The organism is Nocardioides sp. NPDC006273, from assembly GCF_040613495.1.
Taxonomy (GTDB): domain Bacteria; phylum Actinomycetota; class Actinomycetes; order Propionibacteriales; family Nocardioidaceae; genus Nocardioides.
Map to the genome: position 1 here is coordinate 17,056 of NZ_JBEXSD010000051.1, position 15,668 is coordinate 32,723.

16 protein-coding genes are annotated in these 15,668 nt (G+C 70.2%); 4 read left to right on the top strand and 12 right to left on the bottom strand.

Features of this window, described 5'->3' with window-relative positions:
• Positions 1-174: 174 nt before the first annotated feature.
• Positions 175-588: a PRC-barrel domain-containing protein gene (locus ABZZ22_RS20120; protein WP_354934826.1), complete on the bottom strand. Its 414-nt coding sequence runs from the start codon at positions 586-588 to the stop codon at positions 175-177.
• Between the two features lie 651 nt (positions 589-1,239).
• On the opposite strand from ABZZ22_RS20120, the gene ABZZ22_RS20125 reads away from it, so the two are divergent.
• Complete coding sequence (locus ABZZ22_RS20125) at positions 1,240-1,392, top strand: hypothetical protein (RefSeq protein ID WP_354934829.1); 153 nt, start codon at positions 1,240-1,242, stop codon at positions 1,390-1,392.
• 27 nt (positions 1,393-1,419) lie between these two features.
• Here ABZZ22_RS20125 and ABZZ22_RS20130 read toward each other — a convergent pair whose 3' ends face one another.
• The 7 genes from ABZZ22_RS20130 to ABZZ22_RS20160 form a co-directional block, all read right to left on the bottom strand.
• On the bottom strand, positions 1,420-1,626 hold the full coding sequence (locus tag ABZZ22_RS20130) for a hypothetical protein (protein WP_354934832.1): 207 nt from the start codon (positions 1,624-1,626) through the stop codon (positions 1,420-1,422).
• Positions 1,616-2,512 carry a glycosyltransferase gene (locus ABZZ22_RS20135; RefSeq protein WP_354934835.1) on the bottom strand — a complete coding sequence of 299 codons (897 nt, stop codon included), beginning with the start codon at positions 2,510-2,512 and terminating at the stop codon, positions 1,616-1,618. The genes ABZZ22_RS20130 and ABZZ22_RS20135 overlap by 11 nt, the downstream gene beginning before the upstream one ends.
• A 131-nt stretch (positions 2,513-2,643) precedes the next feature.
• Positions 2,644-3,633: a YihY/virulence factor BrkB family protein gene (locus ABZZ22_RS20140; RefSeq protein ID WP_354934838.1), complete on the bottom strand. Its 990-nt coding sequence runs from the start codon at positions 3,631-3,633 to the stop codon at positions 2,644-2,646.
• Between the two features lie 276 nt (positions 3,634-3,909).
• Entirely contained in the window at positions 3,910-4,443 is a 534-nt protein-coding gene (locus tag ABZZ22_RS20145) for a cupin domain-containing protein (protein WP_354934841.1), read from the bottom strand.
• A gap of 38 nt (positions 4,444-4,481) precedes the next feature.
• Positions 4,482-6,104: a LuxR C-terminal-related transcriptional regulator gene (locus tag ABZZ22_RS20150; protein ID WP_354934844.1), complete on the bottom strand. Its 1,623-nt coding sequence runs from the start codon at positions 6,102-6,104 to the stop codon at positions 4,482-4,484.
• Positions 6,105-6,136: 32 nt separating this feature from the next.
• Positions 6,137-7,237, bottom strand: coding sequence for an NAD(P)/FAD-dependent oxidoreductase (locus tag ABZZ22_RS20155; protein ID WP_354934847.1), 1,101 nt, complete (start codon positions 7,235-7,237; stop codon positions 6,137-6,139).
• A 119-nt stretch (positions 7,238-7,356) separates the two neighbouring features.
• The gene (locus tag ABZZ22_RS20160) at positions 7,357-8,253 is read right to left on the bottom strand and encodes an RNA polymerase sigma-70 factor (protein WP_354934850.1); all 897 of its coding nucleotides are present in this window, start codon (positions 8,251-8,253) and stop codon (positions 7,357-7,359) included.
• 253 nt (positions 8,254-8,506) lie between these two features.
• Between ABZZ22_RS20160 and ABZZ22_RS20165 the strand changes: the two genes are divergently transcribed.
• Together ABZZ22_RS20165 and ABZZ22_RS20170 are read left to right on the top strand one after the other, a co-directional pair.
• Complete coding sequence (locus ABZZ22_RS20165) at positions 8,507-8,896, top strand: DoxX family protein (protein WP_354934853.1); 390 nt, start codon at positions 8,507-8,509, stop codon at positions 8,894-8,896.
• A gap of 622 nt (positions 8,897-9,518) precedes the next feature.
• Positions 9,519-9,668 (top strand): hypothetical protein, encoded by a 150-nt coding sequence (locus ABZZ22_RS20170; protein ID WP_354934856.1) that lies wholly within the window; start codon positions 9,519-9,521, stop codon positions 9,666-9,668.
• Positions 9,669-9,813: 145 nt separating this feature from the next.
• Here the strand turns inward: ABZZ22_RS20170 and ABZZ22_RS20175 are convergent, their stop codons facing one another.
• From ABZZ22_RS20175 to ABZZ22_RS20190, 4 genes are read right to left on the bottom strand one after another with little or no spacing between them, the layout of a single operon-like run.
• The gene (locus ABZZ22_RS20175) at positions 9,814-10,071 is read right to left on the bottom strand and encodes an HPr family phosphocarrier protein (protein ID WP_354934858.1); all 258 of its coding nucleotides are present in this window, start codon (positions 10,069-10,071) and stop codon (positions 9,814-9,816) included.
• Positions 10,072-10,107: 36 nt separating this feature from the next.
• Positions 10,108-12,156 (bottom strand): fructose-specific PTS transporter subunit EIIC, encoded by a 2,049-nt coding sequence (locus tag ABZZ22_RS20180; protein WP_354934893.1) that lies wholly within the window; start codon positions 12,154-12,156, stop codon positions 10,108-10,110.
• Positions 12,153-13,106 carry a hexose kinase gene (locus tag ABZZ22_RS20185; protein ID WP_354934860.1) on the bottom strand — a complete coding sequence of 318 codons (954 nt, stop codon included), beginning with the start codon at positions 13,104-13,106 and terminating at the stop codon, positions 12,153-12,155. The genes ABZZ22_RS20180 and ABZZ22_RS20185 overlap by 4 nt, the downstream gene beginning before the upstream one ends.
• The gene (locus tag ABZZ22_RS20190; protein WP_354934863.1) at positions 13,103-13,870 is read right to left on the bottom strand and encodes a DeoR/GlpR family DNA-binding transcription regulator; all 768 of its coding nucleotides are present in this window, start codon (positions 13,868-13,870) and stop codon (positions 13,103-13,105) included. The genes ABZZ22_RS20185 and ABZZ22_RS20190 overlap by 4 nt, the downstream gene beginning before the upstream one ends.
• 119 nt (positions 13,871-13,989) lie before the next feature.
• Here ABZZ22_RS20190 and ptsP point away from each other — a divergent pair, with 119 nt between their 5' ends.
• The gene (ptsP, locus tag ABZZ22_RS20195) at positions 13,990-15,666 is read left to right on the top strand and encodes a phosphoenolpyruvate--protein phosphotransferase (protein ID WP_354934866.1); all 1,677 of its coding nucleotides are present in this window, start codon (positions 13,990-13,992) and stop codon (positions 15,664-15,666) included.
• The last annotated feature ends 2 nt before the right edge of the window (positions 15,667-15,668 follow it).

Sequence of the window (15,668 nt, forward strand, 5' to 3'; positions counted from 1 at the left end):
GCCAGCTGTTGATCCGGCAGTGATAAGCAACACCTGCTGTGCGCGTGGATACCGAGGTCCAAGGAGTGGAGCACCGGCTGCCAAAGGACGACCATGCCGGCCCCGACACCCTCACCCCGCGCCCGTCTGCTGGCACGGGCCCGTCCCGTGACACGGCTGGAAGCCGGCGTGGGCTCACAGGTAGGGGTAGCCGGGACGGACGTAGCCAGCGCCCCAGAACGGGGCATACCCGTAGTACTCGTAGAGGCCACCGTAGTAGTCCGGCTCCTGCACGAGGTCGGGGTCGTACTCGGCGCTACCGGCGACATGTTCGCGGCTTGTGCCCAGGTGGACCCGGTTGTCGACAGCCGTGACAGCGTCGACCGGGATCAGCCGCTTCTTCTCACCGATCCCGAGGAAACCTCCCGAACCGACCTGCAGAAAGCGGACCCTTCGCTCCGATTCATCGATGAGCAAGCCGTCGACGTCGCCTACCTCGTCCCCATTCCGGTCTACCACCTTGCTGCCGCGGACGTCGTCCTTGGCACTGGCAAGCGTCAGGTCGGTGTCCTTGAGCTGGACGAGCCCTGCCTCTGGATTGTCCACCATGGTTTCTCACCTCTCTGTCTTGACGATGCGTATGTGGATCCCGTACCCGGCGGTTCAGTTGGATAAACCTGAGGGCCCGTCGGGCATATCGAGGCTGGACATCGGACCCGAAGCGCCTCAGCGTCGTCCGCTGGGCCGCACTTCGTTTCGACATGCGTAGCGGCGTGCATGCGTGGCCACGAATAGGGCACCGAGGTCGCGCGGAGTCCTTGTCGGCGCCCTGATCAACGAAGCCGACGTCAACGACCGACTGCTGGATGTCGATGTCGAAGCCGAGTCGGGCATCCCGGTCGCGGTAGAATTCATCGACGGCCCCGTCCCACTTGCGCCGGACGAGCCTGTGCGTCTGGCCGACGAGCTCACCGTCGTCATATCGAGCGACCGACTGGTGCAGGGGTCCCGCGCACCACTGGAGTTGACCGTCGATTCCAGCGCTCAGATTGCCACCACCGTGACCGTCGAGCCTCAGACGGGTTTGTATTCAGAGATCGAGGTTCCGAGCCGCCCGATGGCTCCTCGGTGACCACGTGGAACGTCCGGGCCGAACACAGACACCCCGCCCCGCCGAACCCCGAAGCGCTGCCCGCACCGGGGACATCGTGTGCGTGGTGTTCATCCGCGCGCTCAGCCAGGCACAAGTTCGCTGAGGTCATGCAGACCGAGTCGCGTGAGCGCGACTGGCTGGCGCGGGTCGGCATCATCGACCCGGCGGCGATGAACACGCCGATGACGGACCAGTGGGGCCTGCCCCAGGAGCGGATGATGGCCCAGCGATCGTCGTCGGCTTGGTGCGCACCGCGGTGACCCTGCCCCCGGAGGCCGTCGTCCAAATCATGTGAAGGCCCGCGACGCCGCGACGACGAGGCAAGGTCGCCGAAGACCTGGCGACAAGGCGGCATCGTGGTCGATCCCCAATTCCCGCAGCCTCTCCCAGACCGCATCGCCGGCGAGCTGGTCGCCGGCGGTCGCCTCTCCGTGGAGGAAGTTGAACCAGCCGGCGACCAGCGCCCACGGCGGGCGGAATCGCTCAGGAGACATAGTTCCGCGCCTCGCTGTCGAGCTGCATCCGCTCGAGGAGCAGGTATCCGTGCTCGACCTCCGGCGGCACCACCGCCCTGCGGCGCAGGACCCACGGCAGCCCGATGAGCGCCTCTCCGAGGGCGAGAAGGGTGACCCGGTCGCGAGGCAGTCGAACGACGAGGCGCCTGGTGCGACGCAGCGCGCTGCGCAGTGGCCTGCGGAGCCAGGTGAACCACAGGGTGTTCCGGATGCCGTGTCGCCGGCGGAGGTGCGGGGCGCGGAGTACGGAGGCTTGGTGGTGGGCGACCACCTCAGGGACGTACGCCATGTGCCAACCGTTGCGGGCGAGGTCGCAGGCGAGCAGTTCCTCCTCACCGCCCAGCCACAGCCGGGTGGAGAAGCCGCCGACCGCCTCGAACGCATCGCGCCGAACGATCGAGACCCCGGCTAGGAAGCTCAGCAGCGGGGAACCGGGCAGCCCCTCCGGACGGGTAAGCGGGCTCTCGGCCATCTCCACGCAGATCGGGTCGAGCCTGCTCCCCGGCTCCACGAGGATCTGCGCGGTCACGACGGCCAGCCGCGGGTGCCGGTCCAGGAGGTCTGCCGCCAGCCGCAACGCGCCCGGGTCGTACCACGTGTCGTCGTCGCAGAAGGCAACGTACGGCGTCTCCGCAGCGGCGACCCCGAGGTTCCGACCGACGGCACCGAGATTGACTCCGGGCGAGATGAGGTGGGCGTCCGGGTGCCGCTCCCGAACCATCGCCGAGGTTCCGTCGGAGGAGCCGTTGTCGATTACGACTACGCGCGGCCGTTCCGGCAGGTCCTCCAGCCGCGTCAGCGCCAGGTCGGCCTCGTCCCTGCGGTCGTACGTGATCACCACGGCGGTAGTCCGCGGGTCGGTCATGGCGCTTCTTCCTTGTCGGTTGACACGTCCTGCGTCGGCGGACGAGACCACCGGTACCCGTTGGTCAGGCCGCCATGACCTCACACAGTCAGCCCTCTCCGCGGAGCCCGGTACCGAAACGCCGGCAGCCTCTAGGTGCGCTTGCGCTCTCGGTGCTCGGCGTCGGGCCACGCGTCGGCCTTCACGGCGTTGCGCTGCCCCATGGGTCGGGGCTCACCGACGGTCGTGTCGCGGGTCGTCTGCTGCTCGGCCTCGGCGTTGATCTCGGCGCCCACCAGGACGATGAGGGCGGTGATCCACAGCCACAGCATGAGGATCGCGACACCGGCCAGCGCGCCGTACGTGCGGCCGTAGCGCCCGAAGTTGTCGACATAGAGTGAGAAGCCGATCGATGCCAGCAGCCACACGGCCGTTGCGGAGACCGAGCCGACAGACACCCACGCGAGCCGCGGGTTGTCACGGTCGGGAGCGAGCTTGTAGAGCACCGCCGTACCGGCCAGGATGGCGAGGACCAGCCCGACCCAGCGCCCGACCTGGAGCATGCCGCGAGTTGCGCCTTTGGGCGCCAGCGTGTCCAGCACCACCGGTGCTACCGCGATGAAGCCGACCGAGATCACCACGAACACGACAGCCGCGACGCTCAGCAGCAGGGCGATGCCCTTGCGGCGCAGATACGTTCTGGTTTCCTCTTCGTCGTAGGCGATGTTGATCGCCGACATCATGTTGGTGACTGCCGCTGACGCGGTCCACAGGGCCAGCAGTACGGAGACCAGCAGACTGAAGCCCAGCGCGTCGCTTGACTCCGCGCTGATCGTCTTCATCTGGTCCACGATCAGTGACGCAGCGTCCCGGGGGAGCGCCTCGGTGACCACCTCGGCCTGTCGGGTCACGGTGGCAGGATCCGCCACCAGTCCGTAGACCGCGACCGCCGCGATCATTGCCGGGAACAGGGAGAGGAATCCCCAGAAGGCCACGCCCGCAGCCAACAGAGGCACCTGATCGATCTGGGTCTCTTCCCAGACTCGCCTGGCCACCTGTTTCCAGCCCCGGCAGGGAATGCTGGTGGGGTTGTCAGCCTTGGCTCCCGGAAACCTCTCGGTCAAGGTCCTGTGCGGTTCCATGTCCCACCAGTACCCGGGACCCGTCGGGCTCAACGAGACAGGCAACCTCCTGTCCCCGAGCAGAAGCGCATCCTGTTGCGCCCCGGGTTAGGTGGAGACATCGAGATCTGGAGGAACGAGGAAGATGGCAGCGCAGCGTAACTACCCGCTGGAGTTGAGGGAGCGGCCCACGCGTTTGGCGGTGGAGGCTCTGCAGGATCCGGCCCCAAAGATGGGTGCGGTCAAGCGGATCGCGGATCAGCTCGGGGTCCAGCCGGAGGCGTTGCGGGTGCCGGCTCAGGAGCCGCTCTCGTCGCCGAGGCGGACCTCGGACCAGTCGAGACCGTCGAGATTCACGACGATCGCCTCCTGGGTGGTGCGGGCGATCACGACGACAGCCTCCGTATCGGGGTCGGGGTTCTCCTCGCGATGAGGGACCCACGGGGGCACGAAGACATAGTCGCCGGGGCCGGTCTCGACACGGGTCTCGCGGGGCTCGTCGCCTTCGGTGTCGAGGAAGACGAAGACCGGGTTGCCGGAGACGACGTAGATCGCTGTCTCGGAGGCGCCATGGTGGTGGTTTTCCGAGGCGGTGGAGGCGGGGACGTGGGTCTGGCCCATCCACAGGCTCTTTGCGCCGACCGTCTTGCCGCTGACCGCCTCGAGTCGTCGCATCCCCGAGGTCTGTCCGGTCTGGTCGACCAGACCGGTGGGAGCCACGTGGTGGAGGTGCCGGTGGAAGGCGTCGATCTCGGCGGGGACGAGGACGCCGCTCGGAGTGCGGACGTAGTCACCGTCTGAGGACTCGGCAGGTACGTGAACGGCGGGCATCAGGCTCCTTTGGTCGGGGTGAGGGAGAACGTTGGCGCTCAGACCACGCCGTGCTCGAAGGCGAAGGCCGTTGCGGCGGTGCGGGAACGGACGTCGAGCTTGGTGAAGATGTTGGAGAGATGACGGGCGACGGTCTTCTCGCTGAGGACCAGGTCGGCGGCGATCTGAGCGTTGCTGCGGCCGGAGGCGACCAGGCGGAGAACCTCGGCCTCGCGGGCGGAGAGGCCGGCGGGCAGCGACGCGGGGGCGAGCAGGCGCTCAGCGTCGTCGGCGGCGGGCCGGGCGCCGATCTGGCGGAAGACCGTACGCGCCGCCTCGAGCTCACGCCGCGACGACTCGGCGTCGCCGACGCCGGCCAGCGCGCGCCCGGTCAGCAGCCGCGCCTGGCTCCGCTCGTAAGGCGCCTCGGCCCGTGCCCACAGCTGCTGAGCCTTGCGCAGATAGGGGAGGGCGCCGGCGGCGTCACCCGCGGCCAGCTCGACTGCCCCATGCGCGTGGGCAGCCGCGGCCTCGAGCCAGACGCAGCCGAAGTGTCCGGCCAGCCCGTCCAGCTCGGCCGCGACCTGCCGGGCCTGGTCGCCCTCGCCAGCAGCGAGCAGCACCTCGACGGCGGCAGGCAGGAGCCGACATCGCTGCACGGGACCTTCGGTCTCCACCAGCAGCCGCTCGATGGCGGCGAGCGCCGCCGCACCTTGGCCACGAGCCGACCAGAGCAGCGCCAGGCCGGGCTGCGGGTCGAAGCCTCGGTCGGCCGCGCGCTCGTAGGCGGCGTCCGCCTCGGTGAAGTCGCCGCGCAGCCGGAGCACCTCGCCGGCCTCGTACGCCGCCAGCCCGGCCGCGTCCGGCGCGTGCACCTCCTGGTAGCGGCGGGTCGCGTGCTCGAACTCCTCCAGCGCCTGCTGCCACTCACCGTGCAGCCGCAGCAGTTGGCCGCGGTGGACCGCGCACTGGCCGGTGAACGTCAGCAGCCCGGGCTGGGCGGCACACCAGCGGTCGAGGGCTGCGGTCCACTCCGCCACCCGGCCGAAGTCGCTGATCTCCTGGCAGCCCTCGATCGCGGTGCAGTAGACGTGCCCGGCCACGACCGGGGAGGCCTCGCCCGCGATCACCCGGACCATCGCCTCGTCGAGCAGGGCGAGTCCCTCTGTGACCCGGCCGGAGTAGAGCGCCATCCGGCCCTGGGAGCAGAGCCCCAGCGCGATGAGGTCGGGTTCACTGAAGCGCCGACCGCGATCGGCCACGTTGTCGGCACAGGCGCCGGCCGTGGCGAAGTCGCCAGAGCTCAGGGCTCGGAACATCCGTAGGAAGTCCACCCACCCGAGCTCGACACCATCGCCGAGGTCGGCGACGAGGCTCTCCGCCCGCGAGGTCCAGCCGCGGGCCAGGGCACTCTCCCCGTGGACGTGCGCGGTCATCGTGATCCGGAAGGCGCAGCGAACCGAGCGGCCGAGATCGGAGGCGTCCTGACCTCTGCGGAAGGCCAGCTGCAGGGCGGTGACCGTGGCGTCGTGGTGGCCGGTCAGCTCGGCGGCGACGGCGAAGTCCTCGAGCTCCTCGGCCGAGAGCACGTCCGGGTCGGCGATCGACCAGGCTGCGTACGCCGCGCCCCAGTCTCCGCGGTCGAAGTCGGCACGGGCGCTCTCCAGCTGGACCTCGGCCACGGCAGGCACCTCCACAGGAGAGCGTACTCGGATCAGGCGGCCAGCGAGTGGCCTGCGACCTGCCGCATCCGGGCCGTGACCCGGTCCGCGACCAGTGCGGCGTCCCGTCCGGCGCCGGCGAGGAGCATCGAGCTGAAGGCGTACTGGAAGCTGAGGCCGCAGAAGAACAGCCCGTCGGCCTCTGCCACCACGCCGCGCATCTCCCGCGGCCAGCCGTCCTCGTCGAGCACCGGCAGGTGGATCCAGTCGAAGGCCTGCCGGAATCCGGTGGCCCACACGACGTTGGCGACCTCTCGCGGAGTGCCGTCGACCACGGGCAGCCCGTCGCGGATCTCCTCGACTCTCGAGGTGACTCGCTCGACGCCGCGGTCGGCCAGGTCCGAGCGCTTCACCCGCAGCATCGGCCCGCCGTGATGCCGGACCTCGGGCATCTCCTTGCGGCCGATCGGCGTACGCCGGGTGATGACGTGCCGCCATGCGAAGAGCAGGACGGGGAAGACCAGGTGCATCACCGGCGAGTCCAGGCGCGGCGGGATCTCGCCGCAGTCGCGGCCGGCCAGGATCGTCGGCCGGGACTCGGCGACCTCGAAGGCGATGTCGCAGCCGGAGTGGCTGGCACCGACGACGAGCACCGGTCCCTCGCGCAGCTGCCCGGGGCGGCGGTACTCGCTGGAGTGGAGCTGCAGGATCGACGGGTCGAGCTGCGCGGCGATCGCCGGCACGTTCGGCGTCCGGCCGAAGGTTCCGGTCGCGACCACGACGTTGTCGCAGGTCCAGGTGCCGCGGTCGGTCGTCACCCGGAAGCCGTCACCGTCCCGCTCGAGCCCACTGACTCGGGTCTCGAGCCGCACCGGCAGGTCGAAGGTGTGGGCGTACGTCTCCAGATAGTCGGCGACGTCGTCCTTTCCAGGGAAGGACCACTTCTTCGCCGGGAACGCGAGACCCGGGAGAGAGTCGTACTTGGCGGGGGAGTAGAGGCGGAGCGAGTCCCACTGGCGCCGCCAGTTGTCACCGACCCGCGCGTTCGCGTCGATGATCATGAACGGGCGGCCGCGGCGGCGCAAGTGGTAGCCGGTCGCCAGACCCGCCTGGCCGGCGCCGATGATGATCGTCTCGATATGTGTGGTGTCCATGTCGATGACGCTAGGTCCGCAGCTCGCCGCTCCGCGTCGGGCGTACGGCGCATTCGTCCGCCGCGGCGATGGGTCGATCTACCCACTCCGCAAGGCGCGGTGGACGGTGCCGAAGCTGCTCAGCGGCTCACGGCGGTCTCGCGCTGCACGTGCGACAGCTTCTCGGGATTGCGTACGGAGTAGAGGCCGGTGACGAGACCTTCGTCGATCCGTACCGCCACCACCATGTCGAGGACGCCATCGAGCCGTAGGAAGAGGCCGGGGGAGCCGTTGATCTGAGCCGGCTCGACGGACAGCTCGGCACCGACGGTGCCCAGGAGGAGAGCGAACAGGTTGGCCACCTTTTCGGCCCCGACGATGGGCCGTGGCATGGCTTGCTTGATCCCACCCCCGTCGCTCAGGGCGACGACGCCGGGCGCGAGGATGTCGACCAGACTCTGCAGATCGCCTGTCTGGATCGCGCGCTGGAAGGCCTCGAACACGGCCAGGGTCTCGGCGCGGGCGACGGCCTCGCGCGGCCGTCGCGCGGCGACATGCGACCGCGCCCGGTGGGCGATCTGGCGGACGGCGGGCGGCGTCTTGTCGACGGCCTCGGCGATCTCGTCGTAGCCGAGGTCGAACACCTCGCGGAGCACGAACACCGCCCGCTCGGTCGGCCCCAGTGTCTCCAGGACGAGCAGCATCGCCATCGACAGGCTGTCGGCGAGCTCGATGTCCTCGGCCACGTCCGGCGCGGTCAGCAGCGGTTCAGGCAGCCACGGGCCCACGTAGGACTCCTTGCGACGGCCGAGCGTACGCAGGCGGGTGAGTGCCTGGCGGGTGGTGATCTTGACGAGGTAGGCCCGCTGGTCCCGCACCGTGCCGAGATCGACGTCGGCCCAACGTAGCCAGGTCTCCTGGAGGACGTCTTCGGCGTCAGCGGCCATGCCGAGCATCTCGTAGGCAACCGTGAAGAGCAGGTTGCGGTGAGTGAGGAATGCCTCGGTGGCGGGGTCCGGCTCGCCTCGATGGCTCATGGTGGCTCCTGACGTCTCGTTTCTCGTGGCGACCACGAGACGCCAGGATTCCCCGCGTTGTGACATGGCGGCGGCAAGGGATCCAACTCGAAACCATACTGCGCGGCTGAGCCATGAGGGGTGCTTCGAAAGTGAGGTGTCACAAGGTGTCACAGGATCGGGGTCGCCGGCATCTCTTGTTCGACCGGCTGGTCCCGATGGCCTGTCCGGTTCGAGTACGAGATCGCTCACCGACTACAAGGAGATACTCCTCATGAACCTGGCTCTGTGGATCGTTGCCGGAGTGCTTGCCGCTGCCTACCTGTTCTCTGGCGGCGGCAAGCTGCTTCTGACCAAGGAGAAGATCATCTCCATGTCGGCGAGCGCCGGATGGGCAGAAGACTTCAGCGCGCGAAGCATCAAGACCATCGGAGCCCTCGAGGTGCTGGCTGCCGTGGGCCTGGTGCTGCCCGCCGCGCTCGACATCGCGCCGATCCTCGTGCCCCTCGCGGCGCTTGGCCTGGTGATGATCATGGCCGGAGCGGCGGTCACACGCATCCGGCGTCGCGAGCTCAAGTACATGGCGGCAGACCTGGTCTATCTCGCCCTCGCAGCCGTCGTGGTGTGGGGCCGCTTCTTGGGTCCCGAATCCTTCGTACGCTGACTGGCGGCGTCGCGGTCGAACCGCTCGCGAGGATCGACACCAGGTGACGTCACGCCGCCGGGTTCGCCGCCGGTCGGTGTGCTCGGGGCCTCATGATGGTGCCGGTAGGTCCGGGCGAGGTCGCAGAGCATGAACGCGACCAGTGCGCCGCCCCACACCGCGAGGCCGACCCAGGCGAAGACCTCACCCATCGTGACGGCCTGTGCCTCGGCGGATGCCAGCAGCTGCGTGTGCTCGGATCTGGATGCTTCGGTGCTGCTCGCATCGGCGTCGGTGAGCGGTGGTGGGGACGACGCACCCAGAACCGGGCGGAAGCCGTGATGACGACACGTGGCGATGGAGGTACTCCCCTTCAAGAACATGCTAACCCTGGCCGACTCAACTTCGACAGGGTTTCGATGCATCATCGGGGGCGTAGATGGTTACCGACGGTCCACTCGATGAAGCCGTCTGGGTGACTACTTCTAGCCGCGTGGCAGGGAAAGTGACACCACGATGAGTCGTCGGGTGCCGCGACCCCGGCAACAGTCCGGGGTCGCGGTCCGGCAGCAGCAATCGCCGCCGCTGCGTCCGATACCGGTTTCCGGCCCACGAAGTGCCGAGTTGGGGCGATACTCGAGAGATGACCAAACAGCCCCCGGAAGACTTCAGCAAGCTGCCGCCCTCGGTGCCGCTGGAGGAGACGGTCGCCTATCAGGCGGCCGAGAAGGAGATTCCGCTCGGTCCCGAAGGCGGTGGCGGCGGGATCGACGGCGCCGGAGACGGCGACTGAAGAGCGCGACCTGCGCCCAGACGGCAACCTCCGAGACGATCACCCAGATCACCGGAGGATCGACCAAGCCGACAAAGGTTCTACCGCAACGCCTCGGAGGAGGCCGGTCGTCGACACAGGTGCCGCGCGCCGGAAAACACCAGCCTCAGGCGTCGAGATCCTGCGCGACGAGCGCTGCGACGGCGTCGACCGCCGCCTGGTCCGCGCCGGTGACCTCGACCTTGTCGCCGTTGGCGGCGCCAAGGGTCATGATCAGAAGGGACGAGGCGGCGTCGACCGGTTCGCCGCCAGGAACGGCGAGAGTGATCTCGGCTCCGAGCTCCTCGACCTTCTCGGAGATGATCGCTGCGGGACGGGCGTGCAGGCCGACGGCTGAGCCGACGGTGACGGTCTGGGTGGGCATGATGCTCCTTCGGTTGGTTGCGGGATGTGTTGAAGCTCAGCTGGTCGCGGCGGCAGGAACCGGAGCGCGACCGATGGACTTGAGGGCGATCACGGCGACGGCGCCGGCGATCACGCCGGCGGCCAGCGCGATCAGGTAGCCGAGGATGTTGGTGACGGCGAAGAGGACGAAGATGCCGCCGTGAGGTGCGCGGACGCCGACCTCGAAGAGCTGGGAGAGGCCGCCGGTCACCGCGCTGCCGAGCATGATCGCCGGGATGACGCGCATCGGGTCGCCCGCGGCGAACGGGATGGCTCCCTCGGTGATGAACGAGGCGCCGAGCAGCCAACCGGCCTTGCCGTTCTCGTGCTCTGCGTTGGTGAACAGCTGCGGACGTACGACGGTGGCCAGCGCCAGCGCGATCGGCGGGACCATCCCGGCGAGCATGACCGCGGCCATGATCCGCAGCTCGGGGGAGTCGGCGGCCAGCGAGGCGGCACCGACTCCGGTGGCGGCGAAGCTGTAGGCGACCTTGTTGAGCGGGCCACCCATGTCGAAGGCCATCATCAGGCCGAGCACCGCGCCGAGTGCGACGGCACTGGTGCCGTCGAGGGCGGCGAGGCCGTCGGTGAGCCGCTCCATCAGCCAGTTGATCGGCTTTCCGAGCACCACGATCATCACCAGACCGGCGAGGATCGAGGTCACCAGCGGGATCACCAGCACGGGCATCAGGCCCCGCGCCCAGCTCGGCACCCGCCAGCGGCTGACCCAGTGGGCGATCACGCCCGCCAGCACGCCGCCGGCGATCGCGCCGAGGAAGCCGGTCGCGGGTGCCGCGACGCCGTCGGCATTGGCGACACCGAACAGGTTCGCGGCGAGCGCGCCCATGATGAAGCCCGGGGCGATGCCGGGGCGGTCCGCGATGGCGTACGCGATATAGCCCGCCAACGCCGGGATGAACAGCATGAACGCGGTCTTGCCGATGACGAAGAGAAGCGCGCCCAGGTAGACGGCGAGGGCGCTGTCGAACAGGGCGTGCTCGAGGCCGAGAGCCTGTACGTCGGGGAGGTTGGTCAGAGTGTTGTCGACCATGATCGCGCCGTAGACGTCGGTGATGTCGTAGCCACCGAGCAGGAAGCTCAGCGCGATCAGCAGACCGCCGGCGGCGACGAACGGGATCATGTAGGAGACGCCGGTCATCAGGATCCGGCGGGTGCGGCCGCCCCAGCTCTCCGAGGTCGTGGTGGCGGTCTCGGAGGAGTCGCTCCGGCCGGATTCCACGCGCGCGGCGTTCGGGTCCGCGGCGGCAGCGAGCGCCTCGGCGATCATCGCGTCGGCGTCATCGATCGGACGCTTCACCCCGGAGGAGACCAGCGGCTTTCCGGCGAACCGGCTCCGGTCGCGGACACCGACGTCGACGGCGAAGATGGCGGCGTCTGCTTCGGCGATCGTCTCTGCCGGAAGGGGCGTCGCGCCGGCCGAACCCTGGGTCTCGACCGCGATCTCGACCCCCGCCCGCGCGGCCGCGGCCTGGAGGGCCTCGGCCGCCATGTAGGTGTGCGCGATGCCGGTCGGGCAGGCGGTCACCGCGACCAGGGAGCGCTTCTCCGTCACTGCCGGAGCCGGCGCCGCGGGCGGAGCAGGTGCTGGCTCGTCGCTGACCGTGGCGAGGATGGTCTGGGCCGCCTGCGCGGCCGAGTCGGTCTCGCGCAAGGTCTGGCCGAACTCAGGGCGGGCAAGCGCACGGGCGAGCTTGGTCAGGATGGTCAGATGGGTGGCGTCACCGCCCGCAGGTGCCCCGATGAGGAAGGCCAGGTCGGCCGGGCCGTCCTTGGCGCCGAAGTCGACCGGAGGCGAGAGCCGCGCGAACGCCACCACGGGCTCGTCGACCCCCGACGTACGGCAGTGGGGGATCGCCAGGCCGCCGGGGAGGCCGGTGGCGGAAACCTCCTCCCGGGCCAGTGCATCGGCGACGAGCGCGTCCAGGTCGGTGGCCCGGCCGGAGTCGGCCACGCGCTGTGCGAGGGCGCGGATGACGTCGTGCTTGTCAGGGCCGAGATCGGCGTCGAGAGCGACGAGCTCGGGGGCGATGAGTGCGGACATCAGAGTCCTCCGGTGATGGGGTCGAGATCGCGGACGGACACGAGGTCCGCTCGGACCTGGGGTGGGGTGGGGAGGGTGGTGCCGGGGAGGCCGGCGGCTGCACTGCCGTACGCGACGGCGAGCCCGAGACGTTCAGGGGCGGCGAGTCCACGCAGGTCGGCGAGGAGATAGCCGAACAGCGAGCTGTCCCCGGCGCCGACCGTGCTGACGACCTCGATGGGCGGCGGGGTGGCGTGCCAGGTGCCTTCGGCGGAGACGAGGACAGCACCCTTTCCCCCGAGGGTCGCGAGCACGGCGCTGATGCCGCGGTCGACCAGGGTCCGGGCTGCCGCGGCTGCGGTGGCCGGATCCTCGAGGGAGTCGGAACCGGTGATGGAGGCCAGCTCCTCGGCGTTGGGCTTGAGCAGATCGGGTGCGCCGGCCGGGAGCCCCGCGGCGAGCGCCTCGAGGGGGGTCTCGCTGGTGTCGACGGCGATGCGAGCGCCGGTGGAGCGGAGCGCGCCCACGACTTCGGCGTACCAGCCGGCAGGTGTCCCCGGCGGCAGCGATCCGGCGAGGACCACCCACTGGGCCCGCTCGGCCTCTTGGATGAGCCGGGCGGCGAGCGCGTCGAGCAGCGCCGGCGTCGTGGTGGCGCCGGGACCGTTGAGCTTGGTGGTGGTGCCGTCAGGCTCGGTCACGGTGGTGTTGATCCGTGGCCGGCCGGCCGGCCCGACCGCGACCACGTCGAGGCCGGTGGCGCGCAGCTCGGTGATCATCGGATCGAGGTCGGGGCAGGGGACCACGGCGCGGGTGGGAACTCCGGCGGCGTACGCGGCTCCGGAGATGTTCACGCCCTTGCCGCCGGGCTGCGACGTGGTGGTGCGGGCCCGCAGCACCTCGCCGCGGCGAAGCGGGCTGGTGAGGACCACGGTGTGGTCGATGCTCGGGTTGGCGGTCAGGGTGATGATCACGCGATCAGCACCTCCAGGCCGCTCTCGCGGAGCTCGGCTGCGACGTCGTCGTCGATGTCGCTGTCGGTGACGAGCACGTCGACGTTGCCCAGCGCGGCGAAGCGGAGCGTCGTCTCGACGCCGATCTTGCTGGAGTCGGTGAGGCACACGACTCGGCGAGCGGCGTTGACCAGCGCGCGCTTGGTCGCGGCCTCCTCGTGGTCGGGGGTGGAGAGGCCGTGGGCGAGCGTCAGCCCGTTGGTGGCCACGAAGGTGACATCGACCCGGAGGCGACTCAGCGCGTCGACGGTCTCGGCGCCGACGGCGGCCTGGGTGGCCGGTCGGACGCGACCGGGCAGCAGGTGGAGCTCGATCTGCGCGCTGCCGGCCAGCATGGCGGCGACCGGGACCGCGTGGGTCACCACGGTGAGCTGATGGTCGCGCGGAAGGGCGTGGGCGAACCTGCTGGTCGTCGTGCCGGCGTCGATCGCGATGGTGCCGCCGGTGGTGGGGAGGAGCGAGAGGGCGGCCTGGGCGATGCGGTCCTTCTGCGCGGTGTAGGTCTGCTCGCGCTCGCCGAGGGCGGACTCGAGCACGGCCATGGTCTCCACGGGCACCGCGCCACCGTGGACCCGGCGCACCAGTCCTCGGCGCTCCAGGGTGGAGAGGTCGCGCCGCACGGTCTCGGTGGTGACCTCGAAGCGCTCGGCGATGTCGGCCACGGATATCCGCCCGCGCTCGGCGACGAGACGGGCCGTCGCGATCTGTCGCTCCTCGGCGTACATCGCGGCCTCCTTCGGTCGATGTGGTTTCGGGTGGGTTTCTGACTTTCAGATGCCCACATGTGTTGTTTTATGTCCGAATGTGTTGACTAGTCAAGGGGTTTGGGCAGATATTTGTGGCTATGGTCACGTCTCGCTCATCTGTCCTCTCCGGCACTCCGGTGGTCCCGGGGATCGTGCTGGCCCCCGTCCACGTGGTGCGCACCGAGGTCGATCCCGCCGCGCTGGAGGCCTTCGAACGGCGCGGGTTCGACCAGCCCGAGGACGCCCTCGCGGCCTACGCGGCGGCTGCGACCGACGTCGCCGACGGGTACGCACGCCGGGCGGAGACCGCGTCCGGGGCAGCCGCCTCCGTCCTGAGCGCGAGCGCCGGCCTGGCCCGGGACAAGGGGCTGAGGGTCGCCGTGGAGAAGCACCTGCGCGCGGGGGAGGGGCTGGTCGCCTCCGTCCGAGCGGCGGTGGACCAGTTCGTCACCCTGTTCAGCGGCATGGGTGGCCTGATGGCTGAGCGGGTCACCGACCTGCGCGACATCGAGCGCCGGGTCCTCGCCCACCTCGCCGGCGAGCCCGAACCCGGGGTGGATCTGCCGGAGAGCCCATGCGTGCTGGTCGCCGCCGACCTGGCACCCTCCGACACCGCCGCGCTCGACCCTGCCCGCGTGGTCGCGCTCGTCACCGAGCGGGGCGGCCCCACCAGCCACACCGCGATCATCGCCCGCCAGCTCGGCATCCCTTGCCTCGTCGGCGTGGCCGGGGCGACCGGCGTCGCCGCAGGGACTCCGGTCCTGGTCGACGGCCAGGCCGGGATCGTCGACCTGGAGCCGGGCCCAGAAGCCGCTATCCGGGCCGAGGCCGACCTCGCCCGGCGTCGGGCCGTTGCCACCTGGTCCGGCCCCGGCCGTACGGCCGACGGCCACCCGGTGGCGCTCCTGGCCAACGTCGCCGACGGTTCCTCGGCCCGCGACGCGGCCGCGAGCCAGGTCGAGGGTGTCGGGCTCTTCCGCACGGAGCTCTGCTTCCTCGACCAGCGCGAGGAGCCGACCGTGAGCGAGCAGGCCGACGTCTACACCAAGGTGCTGGAACCGTTCGCGGGTCGCGGCCATGTCGTCGTGCGCACCCTCGACGCGGGCTCGGACAAGCCGATCGCGTTCGCCACCCACGAGGGCGAGGAGAACCCGGCCCTGGGCGTACGTGGCCTGCGGCTCGCCGCCGACAACCCCGGACTCCTGGAGCGCCAGCTCGATGCCATCGCGATCGCCGCGGAGCGCACGGGCGCGGACACCTGGGTGATGGCGCCGATGGTCGCCACCGTCCAGGAAGCCGCCGACTTCGCCGCTCTGGTCCGTGCCCGCGGCCTCAAGCCGGGCGTCATGATCGAGGTGCCGGCAGCCGCGCTGATGGCCCGTCGGATGCTGGAGGTCGTCGACTTCCTCTCCATCGGAACCAACGACCTGACCCAGTACGCCATGGCCGCCGACCGCCTCGCCACCGATCTGGCCCACCTCACCGACCCCTGGCAGCCGGCAGTGCTGCAGCTCATCGCGATCACCGCCGAGGCGGGGCGTACGGCCGGCAAGCCCGTCGGCATCTGCGGTGAGGCCGCCGCCGACCCGCTGCTCGCGCCGGTGCTCGTCGGCCTCGGTATCACCTCGCTGTCGATGGCCCCCGCAGCCGTCGCCGCGGTCGGCGCCCGGCTCGGGTCAGCGACAGCCGGGCTGTGCGGCACCGCCGCCGAGGCCGCCCTCGCCGCGAGTTCGCCGCAGCAGGGCCGAGAGGCGGTCGCGGCGCTCCTGAGGTGATC

Excerpts from the sequence above, each read along its gene's own strand:
- ABZZ22_RS20130 (WP_354934832.1), bottom strand. The coding sequence starts at position 1,626 with ATGTCTCCTGAGCGATTCCGCCCGCCGTGGGCGCTGGTCGCCGGCTGG.
- ABZZ22_RS20170 (WP_354934856.1), top strand. The coding sequence starts at position 9,519 with ATGACCAAACAGCCCCCGGAAGACTTCAGCAAGCTGCCGCCCTCGGTG.
- ptsP (WP_354934866.1), top strand. The coding sequence starts at position 13,990 with ATGGTCACGTCTCGCTCATCTGTCCTCTCCGGCACTCCGGTGGTCCCG.
- ABZZ22_RS20190 (WP_354934863.1), bottom strand. The coding sequence starts at position 13,870 with ATGTACGCCGAGGAGCGACAGATCGCGACGGCCCGTCTCGTCGCCGAG.
- ABZZ22_RS20140 (WP_354934838.1), bottom strand. The coding sequence starts at position 3,633 with ATGGAACCGCACAGGACCTTGACCGAGAGGTTTCCGGGAGCCAAGGCT.
- ABZZ22_RS20120 (WP_354934826.1), bottom strand. The coding sequence starts at position 588 with ATGGTGGACAATCCAGAGGCAGGGCTCGTCCAGCTCAAGGACACCGAC.
- ABZZ22_RS20160 (WP_354934850.1), bottom strand. The coding sequence starts at position 8,253 with ATGAGCCATCGAGGCGAGCCGGACCCCGCCACCGAGGCATTCCTCACT.
- ABZZ22_RS20175 (WP_354934858.1), bottom strand. The coding sequence starts at position 10,071 with ATGCCCACCCAGACCGTCACCGTCGGCTCAGCCGTCGGCCTGCACGCC.
- ABZZ22_RS20165 (WP_354934853.1), top strand. The coding sequence starts at position 8,507 with ATGAACCTGGCTCTGTGGATCGTTGCCGGAGTGCTTGCCGCTGCCTAC.
- ABZZ22_RS20125 (WP_354934829.1), top strand. The coding sequence starts at position 1,240 with ATGCAGACCGAGTCGCGTGAGCGCGACTGGCTGGCGCGGGTCGGCATC.
- ABZZ22_RS20135 (WP_354934835.1), bottom strand. The coding sequence starts at position 2,512 with ATGACCGACCCGCGGACTACCGCCGTGGTGATCACGTACGACCGCAGG.
- ABZZ22_RS20145 (WP_354934841.1), bottom strand. The coding sequence starts at position 4,443 with ATGCCCGCCGTTCACGTACCTGCCGAGTCCTCAGACGGTGACTACGTC.
- ABZZ22_RS20155 (WP_354934847.1), bottom strand. The coding sequence starts at position 7,237 with ATGGACACCACACATATCGAGACGATCATCATCGGCGCCGGCCAGGCG.